The organism is Streptomyces sp. NPDC001339 (assembly GCF_042895955.1).
In the GTDB taxonomy this organism is placed as follows: Bacteria; Actinomycetota; Actinomycetes; order Streptomycetales; family Streptomycetaceae; genus Streptomyces.
The window spans coordinates 506,630-525,927 of the sequence record NZ_JBIAWT010000005.1 but is presented as its reverse complement, the minus strand read 5'-3'; the positions used below and the strand labels follow the sequence as shown (position 1 = coordinate 525,927).

General features: G+C 70.3%; 15 protein-coding genes and 1 tRNA gene. 12 read left to right on the top strand and 4 right to left on the bottom strand.

Features of this window, described 5'->3' with window-relative positions; all coding sequences use genetic code 11:
* Window positions 1-139: 139 nt before the first annotated feature.
* Window positions 140-3,088 carry an SUKH-4 family immunity protein gene (locus tag ACFY12_RS17750; RefSeq protein WP_390716694.1) on the bottom strand — a complete coding sequence of 983 codons (2,949 nt, stop codon included), beginning with the start codon at window positions 3,086-3,088 and terminating at the stop codon, window positions 140-142.
* A 5-nt stretch (window positions 3,089-3,093) separates the two neighbouring features.
* The gene (locus tag ACFY12_RS17745) at window positions 3,094-4,104 is read right to left on the bottom strand and encodes an SMI1/KNR4 family protein (RefSeq protein WP_390716693.1); all 1,011 of its coding nucleotides are present in this window, start codon (window positions 4,102-4,104) and stop codon (window positions 3,094-3,096) included.
* Window positions 4,105-4,483: 379 nt separating this feature from the next.
* Between ACFY12_RS17745 and ACFY12_RS17740 the strand changes: the two genes are divergently transcribed.
* Both ACFY12_RS17740 and ACFY12_RS17735 read left to right on the top strand, forming a co-directional pair.
* A complete protein-coding gene (locus tag ACFY12_RS17740) occupies window positions 4,484-4,981 on the top strand; it encodes a YwqJ-related putative deaminase (RefSeq protein WP_390716692.1) in 498 nt (165 codons plus the stop codon).
* Between the two features lie 33 nt (window positions 4,982-5,014).
* Window positions 5,015-5,578, top strand: coding sequence for an SUKH-3 domain-containing protein (locus ACFY12_RS17735; RefSeq protein WP_390716691.1), 564 nt, complete (start codon window positions 5,015-5,017; stop codon window positions 5,576-5,578).
* 156 nt (window positions 5,579-5,734) lie between these two features.
* On the opposite strand, the gene ACFY12_RS17730 is transcribed toward ACFY12_RS17735, so the two are convergent.
* Entirely contained in the window at window positions 5,735-7,294 is a 1,560-nt protein-coding gene (locus ACFY12_RS17730; protein WP_390716690.1) for a sensor histidine kinase, read from the bottom strand.
* Between the two features lie 155 nt (window positions 7,295-7,449).
* On the opposite strand from ACFY12_RS17730, the gene ACFY12_RS17725 reads away from it, so the two are divergent.
* From ACFY12_RS17725 to ACFY12_RS17695, 7 genes are all read left to right on the top strand, one after another.
* Complete coding sequence (locus tag ACFY12_RS17725; RefSeq protein ID WP_390716689.1) at window positions 7,450-8,307, top strand: hypothetical protein; 858 nt, start codon at window positions 7,450-7,452, stop codon at window positions 8,305-8,307.
* A gap of 29 nt (window positions 8,308-8,336) precedes the next feature.
* Window positions 8,337-8,411, top strand: a tRNA-Gln gene (locus tag ACFY12_RS17720).
* A gap of 127 nt (window positions 8,412-8,538) precedes the next feature.
* The gene (gene glmU, locus ACFY12_RS17715; protein WP_390716688.1) at window positions 8,539-9,996 is read left to right on the top strand and encodes a bifunctional UDP-N-acetylglucosamine diphosphorylase/glucosamine-1-phosphate N-acetyltransferase GlmU; all 1,458 of its coding nucleotides are present in this window, start codon (window positions 8,539-8,541) and stop codon (window positions 9,994-9,996) included.
* 71 nt (window positions 9,997-10,067) lie between these two features.
* Window positions 10,068-11,042, top strand: coding sequence for a ribose-phosphate diphosphokinase (locus tag ACFY12_RS17710; RefSeq protein ID WP_066933071.1), 975 nt, complete (start codon window positions 10,068-10,070; stop codon window positions 11,040-11,042).
* 236 nt (window positions 11,043-11,278) lie between these two features.
* The gene (locus tag ACFY12_RS17705) at window positions 11,279-11,860 is read left to right on the top strand and encodes a 50S ribosomal protein L25/general stress protein Ctc (RefSeq protein WP_390716687.1); all 582 of its coding nucleotides are present in this window, start codon (window positions 11,279-11,281) and stop codon (window positions 11,858-11,860) included.
* A 118-nt stretch (window positions 11,861-11,978) separates the two neighbouring features.
* Window positions 11,979-12,569, top strand: a complete 591-nt coding sequence (gene pth / locus ACFY12_RS17700; protein WP_390716686.1) for an aminoacyl-tRNA hydrolase — start codon at window positions 11,979-11,981, stop codon at window positions 12,567-12,569.
* Between the two features lie 106 nt (window positions 12,570-12,675).
* Window positions 12,676-13,200, top strand: coding sequence for a hypothetical protein (locus ACFY12_RS17695; protein WP_390716685.1), 525 nt, complete (start codon window positions 12,676-12,678; stop codon window positions 13,198-13,200).
* Between the two features lie 85 nt (window positions 13,201-13,285).
* On the opposite strand, the gene ppc is transcribed toward ACFY12_RS17695, so the two are convergent.
* Window positions 13,286-16,051 (bottom strand): phosphoenolpyruvate carboxylase, encoded by a 2,766-nt coding sequence (ppc, locus tag ACFY12_RS17690; protein ID WP_390716684.1) that lies wholly within the window; start codon window positions 16,049-16,051, stop codon window positions 13,286-13,288.
* Between the two features lie 385 nt (window positions 16,052-16,436).
* Here ppc and ACFY12_RS17685 point away from each other — a divergent pair, with 385 nt between their 5' ends.
* The 3 genes from ACFY12_RS17685 to ACFY12_RS17675 all read left to right on the top strand — a co-directional run bounded on the left by ACFY12_RS17685 (window position 16,437) and on the right by ACFY12_RS17675 (window position 19,075).
* Window positions 16,437-17,450: an acyl-CoA desaturase gene (locus ACFY12_RS17685; RefSeq protein ID WP_390716683.1), complete on the top strand. Its 1,014-nt coding sequence runs from the start codon at window positions 16,437-16,439 to the stop codon at window positions 17,448-17,450.
* Window positions 17,451-17,472: 22 nt separating this feature from the next.
* Window positions 17,473-18,162 carry a TetR family transcriptional regulator gene (locus tag ACFY12_RS17680; RefSeq protein ID WP_390716682.1) on the top strand — a complete coding sequence of 230 codons (690 nt, stop codon included), beginning with the start codon at window positions 17,473-17,475 and terminating at the stop codon, window positions 18,160-18,162.
* 256 nt (window positions 18,163-18,418) lie between these two features.
* Complete coding sequence (locus ACFY12_RS17675; RefSeq protein ID WP_390716681.1) at window positions 18,419-19,075, top strand: hypothetical protein; 657 nt, start codon at window positions 18,419-18,421, stop codon at window positions 19,073-19,075.
* The last annotated feature ends 223 nt before the right edge of the window (window positions 19,076-19,298 follow it).

Here is a 19,298-nt window from a genome sequence, read left to right as displayed (position 1 = left end):
CCGGCTTTTCGTCATTGCTCCCCCACTGCCTCAAGTTCCTCAAGGGCGTGGGGGAGCAACGGTGGGCGCGCGTACCGGGCGTCGTGGGCCGGCGCCGCGGGGCAGGGTCGGCAGGGTCTGGGCAGGACCTGGGCAGAGCCTAGAGAAGGCCGTCCCACATCTGCTCCAGCAGGACCGACCACCAGGTCTCCGGCGACCCCAGCGCCGGCGGATCCAGGGCGACCAGCTGCGCCTGGAAGTCGACGGTCCACCGCCCCGCCTGCTCCGGCGTCAGCCCGTACCGCAGCCGCCACATCCGCCCCAGCATCGCCAGACAGCGGACGAACTCCGGCAGCCCTGTGTTCACGAACTGCGGCACGGCCGGCTGCCCGCCCGGGCCGGCCTCCAGGGGCACCGCCACGATGTTCGCGGACCCGTACTGCACACACAGCTGGCGGCCGAAGTCACTGCCCATGACCAGGTACGACCCGGCATCCGGCGCCGGCTGCACCCCGCGCTCCGCCGCCAGCTCCGCCAACGTCGGCACCGGACGGCCCGGTTGCGCCTGCGCCCAGAAGAACGGGCCGAAGTCGACCGGCATTCCGGCCCACACCAGCATCTGCGCCACCACATCGGGCACACCGTGCCGGGAGACCGCCCGCTGGTCGAAACGGAAGATCCCCTGCGGCCCGAAGGCCTGCTCCAGCTCCTGCCCGATCGCCTGCGGCGGGACCGGCGGCGCCGGCGGCACCTGCGAGGGATGCGGAAGCGGCACCCGGACCGGTGCCGGCCGCGCCGGGCCGTCCGCGACCTGGTGCAGTTCGCCCTGATGCTCGATGAGATGCCGTACGCCCTGCTGGCGCGAGGCGTGGTCCTTGCCGTACGCGGCGGTGTGACTGATCCGCACCTGCGGCCAGTTGTCCCGGATCATCCGGGCGCAGTAGCCACCCGGCAGATCACAGCTCTCCAGCTCGGTGTGCAGCTCCAGCACCTGCTGCGGCGGGACGTTCATCCCGCGCAGCTCGTGCAGCAGCTGCCATTCCGGATGCGGCGTACCGGGGGCCGAGCGGCGCACGATCTTCTGCTCCGAGCCGTCCGGCGCGCGGTAGCTCAGTACGGCCATATAGCCGGGGCCGACGGTCGGCTGGCCGCTGGGGGCGCCCTGCGGATAGCCGTACGCGCCGGGGGCACCGGCGGCAGCGGCGGCACCAGCGACACCTGGGCCGTGGCCAACGGGGCCGCCACCACCATGACCAGCGGGACCGCCGGGACCAGTGGGACCGGCAAGGCCCTGCGGGCCGGGCGGACCGGGTGGAGCGGCCGGCGGGGCAACGGGGCCGGGCGACGGCGCCGGGGGCACGGACGGGGGCGGAGACGGCATCCCGGGGGCGCCCGAACCGCCGGGGCCGGGCAGCGCGGCACCGCCGGCGAGCATCGTCGCCGCGGCATGCACACCGCCGCCACCGGCGTCGCCTGCCACGGGCGGGGCTGGCGGCGGCGGAGGCGGACCGACCTCGCCGCCCTGACCGGACCGCCCACCCGCGGGGGCGCCGGACTCACCAGGAACGCCGGGCACACCCGGCACACCCGGCACGCCGGGCGGCGCCGACGGCGGAGGAACACTAGGGCCACCGGGACCGCCGGGGCCAACGGCGGGCCGCGGCCGGCCCGAGGGAGCAGCCTGACCGGCCTGACCGCCCGCGCCGCCGCCAAGGCTCGCCTGGAGGGCCGCACCATCGGCGAGCATCGTCGCGGCGGCATGCACCCCACCACCGGGGCCACCCGTTCCGGGCCCACCGGCCCCAGGGCCACCGGGACCAGAACCGCGGGAGTCGGTGGCACCGACGGAACCGGAGCCGGCCCCGGAACCGGAGCCGGAGCCGGGCCCGTCGGCCGTACCATCCGTTCCGGCCCCGTCCGATCCCCCCGGCCCGTCCACCGCACTGAGATCCACGTCCGCCGCATCCAGCTGTGACACCAGCTGCGTCGGTACGTACCCGCCGGCCGGCACACCGGCCGCACCCGGGCCGGACGCCGCGGGTTCTCCCGGCACACCCGGAGGCGGAGGCGGAGGCGGCACGCCGGGCCCGGACGTGGCCGACGGCCCCCCGGCCGTCACACCCGGCGGAGGAGGCACATCGGCGACCGGCACACCGGACGGCGGCGGCAGCTCCGACAGTGCCGGAGCCGGCGGAACCGGCGGAGCCTCCGGAACCGGCGGAACGGCCGGAGCCACCGGAACAGCCGGTGCCCCCTCAGGAACCGCCGGCGCCACCTGCGTACGCGGCAACTGGCTGCCGCCCTGCAGCAGTTCGGTCTTGGCATCCGGGCGGGAGCGCGGCGTCGACGGAGCGTCGTCCGCCTCCTCGAAACCCGCAAGCGGCGGCGCGAAGACCGTCTGCGGCAGCCCCACCGAACGGTCCTCGGCGCCCTCGTCGGAATGCGTGGTGTCCGCCGCCGCCCACGGAACCGCCGCCGCGGCACCACCGGCGCCACCAGCAGGACCAGCGGCGCCACCAGCGGGACCAGCCGACGGCGCGGCCGCCGACGGCGAAGCGGCCTGTACCGGGACGGCCTGCGGCGGAGTGTCCTGCGACGGGACGGCTTGCGACGGGACGGCCTGCGCCGTCGGCGCGGCAGGCGCCACCGCGCCCGCGCCCGTCCCCGCCCCCTCCGTCGCACCGTCGCGCCGCCGGTCCGGGACGCCTCTCGCGTCCGCCGCCTCCTGGAGCCACTCCGGCGGCGTCAGCAGGAACGACGTGGCATTCAGGTCGATCCGCTGCGGCGGCTCCGCCGCACCGCCGCCACCGCCGTCCGCCGGAGCGCCGTACTCCTCCTCGTACCGCCGGATCACCTCGCCCACCGGCAGCCCCGGCCACAGCGTCGTCTCCCCGCTGTCCCGGGCGATCACCAGCCGGGACCGGCCGCCCTCCGCCGCCGGCCCTCCCTCAGAGCCTTCGGCACCGGGGGGACCCCCACCCCGGTCCTCCGCCCAGACCACAAAGCCCAGGTCGAACTCCCGCACCCGCACCTCGCGGTGGAGCTCCGCCGGCACATCGCCGTTCACCCACCGCTCCGCGCGCTCCTGCGCCTGCGCGAACGTCACCATGCCGGTCAGCCCCCCACCGGAACAGCGGCCGCGAAGCCACCGTCCACCATCAGGTTCGCCACGGTCTCCAGCTCCGGCGGATTGCCCACCAGCCGCTGCAGAAACTCATCGAAATCCGCACCGCACGGCAGCAACAGCCGCTCCACCCGGTCCTGCACCGTCCAGCCGTCCTGATCCCGCGCATCGTCATACGCGCAGAACCACACCGAACCGCGCGCCTCACCCCGCACCTTCACCGCGATCACCCCGCCCTGCGCGAACCCCACACCCAGATAGTCCTTGGTGAAGTGATCCCGCAGGCACTTGTTCACATAGACGAGATCGTTCACCGCGGCGTCATCGCGCACCGTGAAGAACGGCTGGTCCACCAGCAGCCCCAACTCCGCGTCCAGCGCCGCACCCACCGGCGCGCAGCCGCCCGCCGCCTTCAGGAACGACCGGTACGCACCCGGCAGCCGATAGCCCAGCGCCTCCTCGGCCTGCACCACCTGCTCCTCGCCCACCGACACCTCACGGAGCGGCAGCCCGAAGTGCACCGGACGGGTCTCCTGCAACGGCCGCGTGCCCCGCTTGTCATGCGCCACCGCCGCCGTCGCCAGCCCGCCGTGGTGCCGCAGCAACGCCTTCACCTCGACCGGGATCAGCTCCATCCGCCGCGTACCGGCCACGTGATGCCACGTCCAGCCGTGCGGCGTCGCCACCGACGGCACGTCTATCCACAGCTCGTGCCCCTGCGCGTGCAGCGCCGCATTCGCCGATACGAAATCCGTCAGCCGCAGCTCGTCCACACCGAAGCCCTCGGGCGGCTCGGCGATCTCCGCGGCCGCCCGCGCGTACGGCGTGAACTCCGGAAAGCCCCGCTCGTCCACCCGCACCCCCGCGGGATACCGCGCAGCACGCACCGGATCCGGAAAACGCACGACCTGCCCGGCATAGGCCGAATTCGGTGGCGCGGCCCGTCCCGCCGCCGCCTGAGGGCCGGGAAGAGCCCCCAGCCCTGGCCGACCTGTCGTCATCGCGGTTGCCCCCTGGCTGAAGCTGGATGTGAGGCACAGCCTATGCCGTACCGCAACACCCCCTCCGCCCAGCGCCCCCACCGGGCACCCCGCCCGTCAGCACCCACGCCACACCGCCCGTCAGCGCCCACGGCACTCGCCCGTCAGCCCCTACCGCACCCCCGCCCGTCAGCCCCACGACACACCGGCGTCACCCGCCGGACCGCCGCCTCCGAGCCCCCCGCGCACCACCCCGCCCACCAGCCCCGATACCCCGCGCCCCACACCCCGCCCACCCCGCGTGACATCGCCGACAACCCGCCCGACTACCGCAACACCCAGCACATTTGGCAGGCTGACCCCCGCAACCGGGGGATTGCAGGGAGGGAAAGCACCACACATGAGCACCACCGCACGCCACAGCACCGGACCCGGGGACCCGCGCATCGGCTGGAGCGGCACCGCCGGCACCCCGGACACACCCGCCCTCCACCACCGCCGCGACGGCATCCTCCCCACCATCGGCGCCGCCCTGTCCGTACGCGGACAAACCCTCACCTGCACCGCGAGCAAATCCGAACAACCCCCCGCACTCCACCCCCTCGTCCAGGACTTCCTCGACGCCCTCGCCACCGGCCAGCGCGAACGCTTCACCGGCCGCTGCCCCGAAGCCGTACTCCTCTCCCGCCACCTCACCGCCGTCGAAGCCAACCGCTCCAAACGCGCCTCCCGCAAACCCCTCACCAACGGCGAAGCCCGCCGCTCCCTCAAACACTCCAAAATCACCGCACGCCACATCCGCGAAGACGGCGACCCCCAGCACGGCAGCTACGCCCCGCCCTGCCGCTCCTGCGACGCCCTCCTCGCCCACTTCGGCGTCATGCCCATCGGAAGCTGACCCGCTCCCCCCATCGGAAGCCGACCCGCCACCATGCCGCCCACCGCACCCGGCCCCCGCACCCCCGCCCACGACCGCACCGGCTCCACCCGCTTCCCCGCCGCCGTCGACGTCGCCCTCCAGCAAGCCGGCTGGCAACCCGGCCGCTGGGACATAGAACAAGCCGAAAACTGGGCCGACACCCTCCGCGCCCACACCTCCCCCGCCGGCCACCGCCACACCCTCTTCCCCGCCGCCGTCGAAGCCTGGGCAGAGTTCGGCGGCCTCCACATCACCAGCCCCGGCCCCAGCCGCCACATCGCCCCCACCCCGTTCACCATCGACCCCCTGCACGGACTGCACCTCGCCCGCACCCTCGGCGACCTCGGACGCGCACTCAACACCGACGTCGCCCCCCTCGGCCGCGAAGAACTCACCGCCCCCGGCGGCACCACCCACGCCCAGGCCACCCTCGCCATCGACACCTACGGACGCGTCTACAGCCTCGACCACAGCGGGGACTGGTACCTGGGCGCCGACATCGACGCGGCACTGGGAACCCTGGTCCTCGGCACACAGCCGGCCCGGCTGGCGATCACCACCCACACCGCCGGGTAACCGGCGACGTCACCGGGTGACCGACGGCATCAGCAGGTGACCGGCGACATCAGTGGGTGACCGGCGACATCAGTGGGTGACCGACGGCATAAGCGAGTGACCGACCACCTACGGCGCAGACAGCACGGCAGCACAGCACCTACGGCACAGGGCACATCAGCCGGCGACGCGGGCGTCGGGCACCACCGCCGAGACCCGGAAACCACCGGCCTCCGTCGGACCCGAGACGAACACACCCCCCAGCTCCGTCACCCGCTCCCGCATCCCCACCAGACCGTTCCCCCCACTCGGCAACCCCGCCGACGCCGGATTGCCCTCACACGGCCCGTTCTCCACCTGCACCGCGAGCTCCCCCTCCCGATGCGCCAACCGCACCCGCGCCCGCGCCCCCGGCGCATGCTTGTGCACATTCGTCAGCGCCTCCTGGACCACCCGGTACACCGTCTGCTCCACGCGCCCCGCATACCGCCGCCGCACACCGGCCGCCGCCCCGCCTTCGACGGGCCCGTCCCCGTCAGCAGCCCTGTCCCCCTCAGCGGCCCCGTCCACCGAAAGATCCACCACCATCCCGGCCGCCCGGGACTGCCCCACCAAAGCCCCCAGATCAGCCAGACACGGCCCCTCCGCACCCACACCCGCCCCGGCCCCGGAGACCACCCCGGAAACCGACCCAGCCCCAGACGCAGCCCCAGACACCGACACCGACGCCGACGCCGATGCCCCCGAAACCCCCATCGCCACGGCCTCCCCCGACCGCGCCGCCGAACGTCCCTCCGCATCCGCCTCCGAGCGCGACTCCGCATTCGCCCGCACCCGCGACGCCACCGCCGCCAGCCGCTCCGGCGCATCCGCACCCGAAGCACCACGCCCCGCCGTCCCCTCGGCCGTACGCAGCACCCCCAGCATCTCCCGCAGCTCCGTCAGCGCCTGCCGCCCCATGTCCCCGACCAGCGCCGCGTTCTTCGACGCCTTCTCCGGATCCTTCAACGCCACCGCCTGCAGCGCAGCGGCATGCACCACCATCAGGCTCACCCGGTGCGCCACCACGTCGTGCATCTCCCGCGCGATCCGCGTCCGCTCCTCGTTACGGGCCCACTCCGCCCGTTCCTCGGCCCGGTCCGCCAGCAGCGACAACTCACGCTCCAGCCCGTCCGCCCGCTCCCGCAACGACTCCACCAGCCGCCGCCGGGCCCCCACGTACAAACCCCACAACACCGGCGGCGCCGTCAGCACCAGCCCCAGCGCGACCGACGCCACCGGCACGAACCACACCGACGGATCCCAGTCCTCCTGCGCCGCCATGTCCTGCCGCATGGTGAGGAACGTCGTCGCCACCGTCCCCACGACCGTCATCCCCGCCAGCAACGCCGTAATCCGGCGCGGCACCTCCGACGCGGCGAGCGTGTACAGCCCCACCACACCCAGCAGCCCGCCCATCTGCGCAGGCATCACCGCTATCGACACCAGCACGACCACCACGGGCCACCGACGCCGCAACAGCAACACCGACCCCACCAGCAGGCCGAACAGCACCCCCAGCAACGCGGGCAGCTGCGCCTTCTGCGCAACATCCACGCCCTCGGCCATGCACTCGACAGCCGAAGCCGCCGCCAGCGACACATCGAGCACGGCACTCCGCCGCCGGGCCCACCACCACGGCCCCGTCACCGGTGCACCGCGCACGCCCACACTTTCGCTTGCCCCCGTCGTGGTCATACCGACCAGCGTACGGGCGCCCCCTCCTTTCCCCCGGCCCTTTTCCCAGCACACTTCTGGCCCGATACGAGCCGTTACCGCCGGTCACCACTCGAACTGTTGAATCGCCCACATTTTCGACACTTCCGCACCCGCGCACACAGCACCCTGTTCCCATGTCGAACACACACCGCGCGCACCCGGATTACGCATCGTTACGATCCCAGGCCGTCGCCCTCCGCCGGGCAGGTCTCAGCCGCCGCCAGATCCGCGAACGACTGGGCGTACCCCTCACCGACGCCGCCCTGACCCACCTCCTGGAAGGCGAACCACCTCCCGAGTGGACCAAACGCCCCAACGCCAAGGACGACCTCCGCGAGAAGGCCCGCGAGCTCCGCAGGCAGGGGCGCGCCTATGACGAGATCGTGGCGGAGCTGGACGTCGCCAAGAGCTCGGTGTCGCTCTGGGTACGCGACCTGCCCAAGCCCAGGAAATCCCCGGAGGCGATGCATCAGATGCGCGAGGCGCGGTGGGCGCCGTACCGCGAGGCCCGGGACCGACAGATCGAGCAGACCAAGACGGAGGCGATCAGCCAGATCGGCGAGCTCACCGAGGACCGCCTCTTCCTGACCGGCGTCGCCCTCTACTGGGCAGAAGGCGCCAAAAGCAAGCCGTACGACCGGAGGGAAAGCGTCAACTTCGTCAACAGCGACCCAGGCGTCATCCAGGTCTTCCTGGCCTGGCTGCGCATGCTCGGCGTGGAACGAGAGCGACTGACCTTCCGAGTCATGATCCACGAGAGCGCTGACGTCGAAGGCGCCAAGCGCTACTGGGCCGATCTTGTCGGCGTCGACGCCGCGACGTTCCAGAAGACCACCCTCAAAAAGCACACCCCCAAGACCAACCGCAAGAACGTCGGTGAGGGGTACCACGGCTGCCTGGTGATCAGGGTGCTGCAAAGCGCAGAGCTATACCGTCGCATCGAAGGCTGGTGGTACGGCATAGTGTTGGGTGCCGAGCGGCGATCAACCTGACGGAATGTCCGGTTTAGCCCGCTTTACACTCCCCTGTGGTGTAATTGGCAGCACTGAGGCTTTTGGTGCCTTATGTCCGGGTTCGAGTCCTGGCAGGGGAGCCAGCTACAACAACACGAAGTTCGGGTCCTGACCACAAGGTCAGGACCCGCCGTCGTTTCCCCCGAGAAACGCCCCGGTATCCTTCGGATGACCACCACCCGAAGTAACCAAGAAGCCGAAGGGCATCCCGTGAGCGCCAACCGCCCGGCAGCCGTCGTCGTTCTCGCAGCGGGTGAGGGCACCCGCATGAAGTCGGCGACGCCCAAGGTCCTGCACACCCTCTGCGGCCGGTCCCTCGTCGGACACGTCGTCGCCGCCTCCCGCGAGCTGGACCCCGAGCACCTCGTCGTGGTCGTCGGCCACGCCCGTGAGCAGGTGCGGGCCCACCTCTCCGAGGTCGATCCGGCGGTGCGTACCGCCGTCCAGCATGAGCAGAAGGGCACCGGGCACGCCGTCCGTACGGCGCTGGAGGAGCTGAGCGGCGACGGGGTCGTCCTGGACGGCACCGTGATCGTGGTCTGCGGTGATACGCCGCTGCTGACCGGCGAGACCCTCAAGCAGCTCGGGGACACGCACGCGGCGGACAAGAACGCGGTGACGGTGCTCTCCGCCGAGGTCCCGGACGCCACCGGCTACGGCCGCATCGTCCGCGACGACACCACGGGCGCGGTGACCGCGATCGTCGAGCACAAGGACGCGTCGGGGGCCCAGCGGGCGATCCGGGAGATCAATTCCGGGGTGTTCGCGTTCGACGCGCGGCTGCTGGTGGACGCGCTGGGCAAGGTGCGGACGGACAACAGTCAGGGCGAGGAGTACCTGACGGATGTGCTCGGCATCGTCCGTGAGGCGGGTCATCGGGTCGGTGCGGCGGTGGCCGCCGATCACCGCGAGATTCTGGGGATCAACAACCGGGTGCAGTTGGCGGAGGCGCGCCGGCTGCTGAACGGGCGGCTGCTGGAGCGGGCGATGCTCGCGGGTGTGACGGTGGTCGATCCGGCCTCGACGTTCGTCGATGTGTCGGTGTCGTTCGAGCAGGACGTGACGGTTCACCCCGGGACGCAGCTGCTCGGTGAGACGTCTGTCGCCGCCGGTGCCGAGGTGGGTCCGCAGACGCGGCTGAAGGACACGGCGGTGGGCGCGGGTGCCGTGGTGTCGTTCTCGGTGGCCGAGGGTGCGCGTATCGGCGCGGGGGCGAATGTGGGCCCGTATGCGTATCTGCGTCCGGGTACGGATCTTGGCCCGAAGTCGAAGGCCGGTGCGTACGTGGAGATGAAGAACGCGTCGATCGGTGAGGGGACGAAGGTTCCGCATCTGTCGTATGTGGGGGATGCGACGATCGGTGAGTTCTCCAACATCGGCGCGGCGAGCGTGTTCGTGAATTACGACGGTGAGGCGAAGCACCACACGACCATCGGTTCGCATTGCCGGACGGGCTCGGACAATATGTTTGTGGCTCCTGTCACGATCGGGGACGGCGCTTATACGGCGGCCGGCTCGGTCATCACCAAGGATGTGCCCCCGGGTTCGCTGGCGGTCGCGCGTGGCCAGCAGCGGAATATCGAGGGTTGGGTCGCGCGTAAGCGGCCTGGAAGTGCCGCCGCGCAGGCTGCTGCGGCTGCTTGTCCGGAGTCCGAGGACGAGCGGTGAGGGTGCAAGGGTGCGTTGTGCGGGGCGTACCGTGTTGAACGCAGGCAAACTGTGATTCGAGGAGATTTGCTGTGACCGGGATCAAGACGACCGGCGAGAAGAAGCTGATGCTCTTCTCCGGCCGCGCCCACCCCGAGCTGGCGGAGGAGGTCGCGCATCAGCTGGGTGTGGGGCTGGTCCCGACGAAGGCTTTCGACTTCGCCAACGGCGAGATCTATGTCCGCTATCAGGAGTCGGCACGTGGTGCGGACTGCTTTTTGATTCAGAGCCATACGGCTCCGATCAACAAGTGGATCATGGAACAGCTGATCATGATTGATGCGCTGAAGCGGGCTTCGGCCCGGAGCATCACGGTGATCGTTCCGTTCTACGGTTATGCGCGTCAGGACAAGAAGCACCGGGGTCGTGAGCCGATTTCGGCGCGGCTGATCGCGGATCTGATGAAGACCGCGGGTGCGGACCGTGTGGTGGCGGTTGATCTGCACACGGATCAGATCATGGGCTTCTTCGACGGTCCGGTGGATCACCTTTTCGCGCTGCCGGTGCTGGCGGATTACGTGGGCGCGAAGGTGGACCGCGACAAGCTGACCGTGGTCTCCCCGGACGCGGGCCGGGTGCGGGTCGCCGACCGCTGGTGTGACCGGCTGGGTGCGCCGCTGGCGATCGTCCACAAGCGCCGGGACAAGGATGTGGCCAACCAGGTCACCGTCCACGAGGTGGTCGGTGATGTGCGGGGCCGGGTGTGTGTGCTGGTCGACGACATGATCGACACCGGTGGCACGATCTGTGCCGCGGCGGATGCGCTGTTCGCGAATGGGGCGGAGGATGTCATCGTGACCGCGACGCACGGTGTGCTGTCCGGTCCGGCGGCGGACCGTCTGAAGAATTCGAAGGTCAGTGAGTTCGTCTTTACGAACACGCTGCCCACGCCGTCCGAGCTGGAGCTGGACAAGATCACGGTGCTGTCGATGGCGCCGACGATCGCGCGGGCGATTCGTGAGGTCTTCGAGGACGGTTCGGTGACGAGCCTCTTCGACGAGCAGTGATCGACGACCAGTGATCGACAAGCAGTGATCGACAAGCAGTGACCCCTGAGTGATCGGCCCGCCTGGCTGATCGACTTGGGGGCGGCCTCCCCGCCGGGTAGACTCACGGAGTTGCTCGGCGAGGGAGGCCGTACTCGTTATGTACGGCGGTCCGTTATCGACGCGCTCTTCGTAGCAGGTCTGTCGTGGGCCGGGTGACGGCCAGTGGATCATTCACAACTACGAGGAGTGCAATCATGGCTGAGATCAAGCTTGCCGCCGAGCTGCGTACCAACTTCGGCAAGGGTGCTGCCCGCCAGACCCGTCGTGAGGCGAAGGTTCCGGCGGTCATCTACGGTCACGGTGCGGAGCCGAAGCACGTCGCCGTTGACAGCCACGCGCTGATGATGGCCCTGAAGACCCCGAACGCCCTGATCCGTCTGGAGCTGGACGGCAAGAGCGAGCTGGTCATCCCCAAGGCCGTGCAGCGTGAGGCCATCCGCAAGTTCCTGGTGCACGTGGACTTCCTGGCCGTGAAGAAGGGCGAGAAGGTCAACGTCGAGCTGCCGATCCACACCGAGGGCGAGCTGGCCCCGGGCGGCAACCTGCTCGAGCACGTGCTGAACACCCTGCCGGTCGAGGCCGAGGCCACCCACATCCCGGAGTCGGTGACCGTCTCCGTGGCGGGTCTGGACGCCGGTGCCTCGGTGCTCGCCAAGGACATCACCCTGCCGGCCGGCACCACGCTGGCCGTTGAGGAGGACGCGGTGGTCCTGCAGGTCCTCGCCGCGCAGGCGGAGGCTCCGGCCGAGGAGGCCGCCGAGGGCGACGAGGCCTGAGCCTCTCTCTTCTCTCCTTACACTCCTCACCACGTGTGAGTGTGTGTCCCAGCCGCCGCGCCGGTGCCGCCGAGGCACCGGGTGGCGGCTGGGCCGTTCCTGGACCAAGAAGGCATGGATGAGTGACGACACGAGCCCCTGGCTCATCGTGGGCCTGGGCAACCCCGGGCCGGAGTACGCGGACAACCGCCACAATGTGGGTTTCATGGTGGCCGACCTTCTCGCGGGGCGGATGGGCGGGCGTTTCAAGGCGCACAAGTCCCGGGCGCAGGTCGTCGAGGGGCGCGTGGGGGCGCCGGGGCCGGGGAGCCGCCGGGTGGTGGTGGCGAAGCCCATGTCGTTCATGAACCTCTCGGGCGGGCCGGTGACCGCGCTGCGGGACTTCTACAAGGTGCCGCTGGAGCGGATCGTGGTGGTCCACGATGAGCTGGACATCGACTACGGCACGCTGCGGCTGAAGCTGGGCGGTGGCGACAACGGGCACAACGGCCTGAAGTCGATCAGCAAGTCGCTGGGGCGGGAGTATCACCGGGTGCGGTTCGGGATCGGTCGTCCGCCGGGTCGTATGCAGGTGGCGGATTTCGTGCTGAAGGACTTTTCGTCGGCGGAGCGCAAGGAGCTGGACTACTTCGTGGACCGTGCGGCGGATGCGGTGGAGACGTTGGTGGCGGACGGGTTGGAACGGGCGCAGGGCACGTACAACTCGTAAGACTGCAGAGGGCGTACACCTCGTGAAGGGGGCAGGGCCGGTCAGGCTCGGACGAACTGTTTCCTTAGGTTGACCGGGTGCTGGTGGATGGCCAAGGATCGCCGCCATGCCCAAGAGCAGTGCGCGCACCAGTTCGGTGAGACGGAGTCGTGCCCGGCGGTTCGGTGAGAGCACCTATGGGGTGCTGCTGGTCGCCAGGACGGGGTTGATGGGGCTGCTGGCGCTGCTCCTGTTGGTGGCGGGTGTGTGGACGTCGTGGAACACGGCGCGGTACGCGATGCTCGTCGGTGCGAAGGAGCGGGGCACGTTGACGGTGTCGGCGTGTGCGGGTGAGCGGTGTTCGGGGCGGTTTGTGCCGTTGGAGGGGGAGGGGCGGGTGCGGCCTGGGGTGTCGATGGCGCGGGCGGTGGCGCCGAAGGTCGGTGGGCGGGTCGAGGTGGTGCTGAAGCCGGGTTCGGCGGATGCGGTGCGGACGGGTGCGGCCGGGGTGTTGCATGCGTGGGTGCCGTTTGCGGGGTCGTTGTTGCTGGCGGCGCTGGTGGTGGCCGGGGGGATGCGGTTGCGGCGTACGGCGTGGGTGATGGGGTTGTTGGGGGCGGTGTTGTTGGGGGCGGCTTTCGCGGCGATGTAGCGCGGTGGGGGGATGTACGACGGCGGCCCGTCCTGTGGGTGAGGACGGGCCGCCGTGGTGTGCGCGAGGGGGAAGTCGGCGGGTGTCAGCCGGTGTTGCGCAGGCCGGCGGCGACTCCGTTGACGGTGAGGAGCAGGGCGCGGGCGAGGACGGGGTCGGCTTCTTCACCGCGTTCGGCGGCGGTGCGCTGGCGGTGGAGGAGGGAGACCTGGAGGTAGGAGATCGGGTCGAGGTAGGCGTCGCGGATGTGGAAGGTCTTCTTCAACACCGGGTTGGAGTCGAGGAGTTCGGCTTCCTTGGTGATCCGCAGGACTTCCTGGACGGTGAGCTCGTGCTCGGCCCTGATCGCGTCGAAGACATGCTTCAGCTCGTCCGGCACCAGCGTGTCGACGTAGTGCCGGGCGATCCGCAGGTCGGTCTTGGCCAGCGTCATTTCGACGTTGGAGAGGAAGTTGCGGAAGAAGTGCCAGTGCTCGTGCATTTCGCCGAGGACGGTGTCGAGTCCGGCTTCGCGGGCGGCCTTGAGGCCGGTGCCGACGCCGAACCAGCCGGGGACGATCTGGCGGGACTGGGTCCAGCCGAAGACCCAGGGGATGGCCCGGAGGCCGTCGAGGCCGGCGCCCGAGTCGGGGCGGCGCGAGGGCCGCGACCCCAGGTGCAGTTCGGCGAGCTGGTCGACGGGGGTGGAGGCGAAGAAGTACGCGGGCAGGTCGGGGTCTTCGACGAGGCGGCGGTAGGCGCCGTGGGCCGCCTCGGAGACGGTCTCCATGGCGGCGTCCCAGCGGGCGAGGGCCTCGTCGGACTGGCGCGGCGCGGTGTGCAGCGCGGAGGCCTGGAGGGTGGCGGCGACCGTCAGCTCCAGGTTCTCCCGGGCCAGTGAGGGCACCAGGTACTTGTCGGAGATGACCTCGCCCTGTTCGGTGACCTTGATCTCGCCTTCCAGCGTCCCGTAGGGCTGGGCGAGGATGGCGTCGTGCGAGGGGCCGCCGCCGCGCCCGACGGTGCCGCCGCGGCCGTGGAAGAGGCGGAGCCGTACGCCGTGCCGGTGGGCGACGTCGCGGAGTAGGCGCTGGGCGCGGTGGATCTCCCACTGGCTGGTGGTGATGCCGCCGAACTTGGAGGAGTCGGAGTAGCCGAGCATGACCTCCTGGACGTCGCCGCGGAGGGAGACCAGGCGTCGGTAGGAGGGGTCGGAGAGCATCTCGTCGAGGAGCTGATCGGCGATCTTCAGCTCGTCGGTGGTCTCCAGGAGGGGGACGATGCCGATCTTGGCCCAGCCGGCGTGCAGGTCGATGAGGCCGGCTTCGCGGGCGAGGACGGTGGCGGCGAGGACGTCGTCGGAGCCCTGGCACATGGAGATGATGTAGGACTCGATGACTTCGGGGCCGAAGGTCTTCTTGGCCTTGAGGATGGTGCGGAAGACGCCGAGGGTCTTGGCGCCGGCCTTGTCGAGGGGCGCGGGGGTGGGGGCCAGGGGGCGGCGCGACCGCAGTTCCTTGGCGAGGAGCTTGCGGCGGTAGTCGCGCGGCATGTCCACGTAGCGCCAGGATTCTTCGCCGAGGCGGTCGAAGAGCTGGCCGAGGGCGTGGTGGTGGGCGTCGGCGTGCTCGCGGACGTCCATGGTGGCGAGCTGGAGGCCGAAGGCGGCGAGGGTGCGGAGGGTGCGCTCCAGGCGGCCGTCGGCGATCAGGCCGCCGCGGTGGGCGCGCAGGGAGGTCTGGATGAGGGTGAGGTCGTCGAGGAGTTCGGCGGTGCCGAGGTAGTCGCGGCCGGGGGTGTGGGGGGTGTCGTGGGCGAGGCGTTCGCGGGTGTTGATGAGCTTCTGGCGGATGCAGGTGGCCTTGAGGCGGTAGGGCTCTTCGGCGTTGAGCCGCTTGTAGCGGGGGCTGATCTCGGGGAGGAGTTCGAGGTCGCGCTGGAGGGAGGTGAGGAGTTCTTCGGTGGCGCCGCAGTTGCGGATGGAGTTGGAGAGGGCGCCGCGGAGTTCGTCGATGTGCTCCAGTGCGTCGGTGATCCCGTGTTCGTGCTGGAGGATCAGGACGTCCCAGGTGACCTGGGGGGTGACGTTGGGGTTGCCGTCGCGGTCGCCGCCGATCCAGGTGCCGAAGGTGAGGGGGCGGGTGCCGGCGGGCAGCTTGGCGCCGGCGCGTTCGAGTTCGGTGGCGAGGTCCTCGAGGACGTCGCCGACGGCGCCGCGGCCGAGTTCGTCGAGGTAGTAGATGGCGTTGCGGGCCTCGTCCGTCGGCTCCGGGCGGGCCACGCGCAGCTCGTCGGTCTGCCAGATGAGGTCGATGTTCTCGGCGAGCCGGAGGTCCACACGCCGCCTGTCGGCGGGATTCGCGCACTCCAGCAGTTCCGCGACGCGGCGGAGCTTGGTGAGGACGGAGCGGCGGGCGGCTTCGGTGGGGTGGGCGGTGAAGACGGGGCGGACGCCGAGGTTGGCGGCGGTGGCCGCGAGGTGTTCGGGGTCGGCGTCCTTGAGCATGTCGGCGGTGCGGGCGAGGATGCCGCCTTCGGCGGCGCGCTTGGCGCGCAGTTCGCGGCCGCGGTGGACCTGCTCGGTGACGTTGGCGAGGTGGAAGTAGGTGGAGAAGGCGCGGACGAGCTTGGCGGCGGTGGCCAGGTCGGTGTCGCCGAGGAGCCGGGCGGCGGCTTCGCCGTCGGAGCGGGTCAGGGCGCGGACCTGTTCGACGAGGTCCAGCAGCTCCTGTCCTTCCTGCCGGACGAGGGTTTCGCCGAGGAGGTCGCCGAGGCGGCGGATGTCGGCGCGCAGGGCGGGGGTGTCGCCGGCGCCGGTGTCGGGGGCCTGGGTGGGTGCGGGCGCGGCGGGGGTGTTGTCGGCACTGCTCACTGGTGCGGCTCCTTGCGGCGATCAGGGGCGTCGCACCGCGTCTCGTCGGAGGGCGGTGGCGGCTGGGGGACCTCCCAGCGTGAGCTGGGGGAGGTGGGCTGGTCTGCTGCGGGCGGGTTGCGGACCGCGCTGTCCGACGTCCCCAGGATAGGTCTGCCCGGTGTCGGCGGATCACACCGTCCGGTGCGTGGGCATCCGCGTCGTGGGCCGGTGTCTCCGGTGGTGTCTTCTCTGCGGGTCTTCCCCGTGGGCGGGGAGACACGCCCTCGGTGGTGTGGGGTCTGTCACGGCCTTGCCCGTGGCGGTGGCGCTGCCATACTTACGAGACCGTAGGTTACGGTCCCGTAGCCGTAGCCGTGCCCCCGAGCCCCCGACGAGGGACACCATGACCGTTGGTCCTGAAGCCGTAGAAGATCCACCGATTTCCACCGCTTCGTCCGCTCCGGCGAGCGGCGCCGCGCTGCCGTCCGCCACGCTGGGCGGCGAGCAGCGCAGGTCGGTCGAACAGATCACGCTCCTGCTCTTCATCACCGTCCCGTTCGTGGCCCTGGTGGCCGCGGTGCCGCTGGCCTGGGGCTGGGGGGTGAGCTGGCTGGATATCGCCTTGATGACGGTGATGTACTTCATCGGCTGCCATGGCATCACGATCGGCTTCCACCGCTATTTCACGCATGGCGCGTTCAAGGCGAAGCGCCCCCTCCGTATCGCGCTGGCGGTCATGGGGTCGCTGGCCGTGGAGGGCCCGCTGGTCCGCTGGGTGGCCGACCACCGCAAGCATCACAAGTTCTCCGATGCCGAGGGTGACCCGCACTCCCCCTGGCGTTACGGGGAGACGGTGCCCGCCCTGCTCAAGGGCCTGTGGTGGGCCCATATCGGCTGGATGTTCGACCAGGAGCAGACGTCGCAGCAGAAGTACGCACCGGATCTGATCAAGGACTCGGCGATCCGTACGGTCTCCCGCCAGTTCGTCCTGTGGACGACGATTTCGCTGCTCATCCCGCCGCTGGTCGGCGGCCTGGCCACCTGGTCCTGGCAGGGCGCTCTGACCGCCTTCTTCTGGGGCTCGCTCGTCCGGGTGGCGCTCCTGCACCACGTCACGTGGTCGATCAACTCCATCTGTCACGCGGTGGGCAAGCGCCCCTTCAAGTCCCGTGACCGCTCCGGCAATGTGTGGTGGCTCGCGGTCCTGTCCTGCGGCGAGTCCTGGCACAACCTGCACCACGCGGACCCGACCTGCGCCCGGCACGGCGTACTCAGGGGGCAGCTGGACTCCAGCGCCCGTCTGATCCGCTGGTGCGAGCGGGCGGGCTGGGCGTACGACGTGCGGTGGCCGAACGCGTCCCGGCTCGACGCCCGCCGTAAAGAGGCCACCGCCGCCGGGAGTGCCGCCCGCGGGTAGCCGGGGAAGGCATCATTGACGAGTGGCGAACGACAACAGCAGCAGCGCAGGCAACAGCAAGGCCAAGCCTTCCCCGACCGCGGGTACGCGGCGGGCGCGCCGGGTCCGGATGACCGGCGCCGAGCGCCGGGAGCAGTTGCTGGACATCGGCCGCACCCTGTTCGCCGAGCGCGGTTTCGAGGGCACGTCGGTCGAGGAGATCGCCGCGAAGGCCGGCGTGTCCAAGCCCGTGGTCTACGAGCACTTCGGCGGCAAGGAGGGCCTGTACGCGGTGGTCGTGGACCGCGAGATGCGGCAGCTGCTGGACATGGTGACCGGCGCACTGACCGCCGGCCACCCCCGCGAACTCCTCGAACAGGCCGCGTTCGCCCTCCTCGACTACATCGAGACGTACACGGACGGCTTCCGCATCCTCGTCCGCGACTCCCCCGTGGCGCAGTCCACGGGCACCTTCGCTTCGCTGATCAGCGATATCGCCACGCAGGTGGAAGACATCCTCGGCCTGGAGTTCAAGGCCCGCGGTTTCGACCCGAAGCTGGCCCCGCTCTACGCCCAGGCTCTGGTCGGCATGGTCGCGCTGACCGGCCAGTGGTGGCTCGACGTCCGTAAGCCGAAGAAGGCCGAGGTGGCGGCCCACCTCGTCAACCTGGCGTGGCACGGCCTGGACGGCCTGGAGCCCAAGCCGCGGCTGATAGGGCATCGGAAGGCCTGACGGGAAGGGGAAGGGGAGCGGAAGGGGAAGGGGAGCGGAACGGGGGCGACGGGGTTCGGCGTGTCGAACAGTGGCGCCTCAGTCGGCGGCGCCTTGATATCGCCCATCTCGTGATCGTCGTCTGACACACTGGTCGGCCAGCGTTTGTTTACCCGCCTCACCAGAACCGCGAAACGTCATCCGGAGCCACCAGGCCCAAAGAGGACTTTGCGGCCTTTACGGAACGAGGCGAGCCGAAACGGGAGCAGCAGGCCGAATGACCGAGATACAGTTCCGCATTTCGCAAGGCAGAATCGCGAAAGGATTCACCGCGCTGCCCGGATATGAGGCATGGGGGACTCTCCAGGGGACCGATCCGGGAAAGCCAGGTTCCGGCGCCGAAACACCACTGGCCCGGGTCCATCGCCACAGCGGAAGCGACGACCGCAATCCGGCCTTCACCCTCACCACAACGGCAGAACCTGCCCACACCCTGTGCACGATCACACCCCAGGCACCCCAGGCGGGAGCCGCCGACTCACAGACCGCCTACGCGGTGCATGACGGACACGGCCGCTTCATCGGCCGGATCATCCATGGCCGTTCTCCCCTGGGCATTCGACAGGCGTGGCACATCGAGGACGCGGGCAAGCAGTGCAGCGCGGTCGCCTACAAAGGCACGACTCTCGGCTGGATCGCATACTGGGCATTCTCGCCGTTCTGGGCCATATGGGCGCTGGTATTTCTCCTCAATGGCGACCTGCGTCCGGGCGGTTCACTGTGGAACAAGCCCCGTCGCGCCCGCTGGCGCCTGCGGTCCGGCGGAGGCGCGAGGAAGGTCGCCCTCGACTTCCGGCCCGTCTGGTATCGCACGGATTCCGAGCTGCTGGATGTGCACCTCAGTTACGCACAGGCCGCGCTGTACGGGGCGTAGCACCAAGACTGGGCAACGACGCCGCGCCCTGCCCCATGCAGCACCTGCCCCATGCGGCGCTACCGCAAGCAGCGTACGGAACAATCGATGCATTCAGCGAAATTTCCGATATACCCCATACCAGGCCATCCATCTCATTGCTACAGCTTTGCCTCCCCAGGATTGCTCCAAATTACCCTCTTTTTACCTCTGCGATTTCACCCCATCGGATGATCACGCTACG

Coding starts and splice junctions, on each gene's coding strand:
- ACFY12_RS17685 (WP_390716683.1), top strand. CDS start 16,437: ATGACCGTTGGTCCTGAAGCCGTAGAAGATCCACCGATTTCCACCGCT.
- ACFY12_RS17695 (WP_390716685.1), top strand. CDS start 12,676: ATGCCCAAGAGCAGTGCGCGCACCAGTTCGGTGAGACGGAGTCGTGCC.
- ACFY12_RS17705 (WP_390716687.1), top strand. CDS start 11,279: ATGGCTGAGATCAAGCTTGCCGCCGAGCTGCGTACCAACTTCGGCAAG.
- ACFY12_RS17750 (WP_390716694.1), bottom strand. CDS start 3,088: ATGGTGACGTTCGCGCAGGCGCAGGAGCGCGCGGAGCGGTGGGTGAAC.
- ACFY12_RS17745 (WP_390716693.1), bottom strand. CDS start 4,104: ATGACGACAGGTCGGCCAGGGCTGGGGGCTCTTCCCGGCCCTCAGGCG.
- ACFY12_RS17740 (WP_390716692.1), top strand. CDS start 4,484: ATGAGCACCACCGCACGCCACAGCACCGGACCCGGGGACCCGCGCATC.
- ACFY12_RS17735 (WP_390716691.1), top strand. CDS start 5,015: ATGCCGCCCACCGCACCCGGCCCCCGCACCCCCGCCCACGACCGCACC.
- ACFY12_RS17725 (WP_390716689.1), top strand. CDS start 7,450: ATGTCGAACACACACCGCGCGCACCCGGATTACGCATCGTTACGATCC.
- pth (WP_390716686.1), top strand. CDS start 11,979: ATGAGTGACGACACGAGCCCCTGGCTCATCGTGGGCCTGGGCAACCCC.
- ACFY12_RS17675 (WP_390716681.1), top strand. CDS start 18,419: ATGACCGAGATACAGTTCCGCATTTCGCAAGGCAGAATCGCGAAAGGA.
- ACFY12_RS17730 (WP_390716690.1), bottom strand. CDS start 7,294: ATGACCACGACGGGGGCAAGCGAAAGTGTGGGCGTGCGCGGTGCACCG.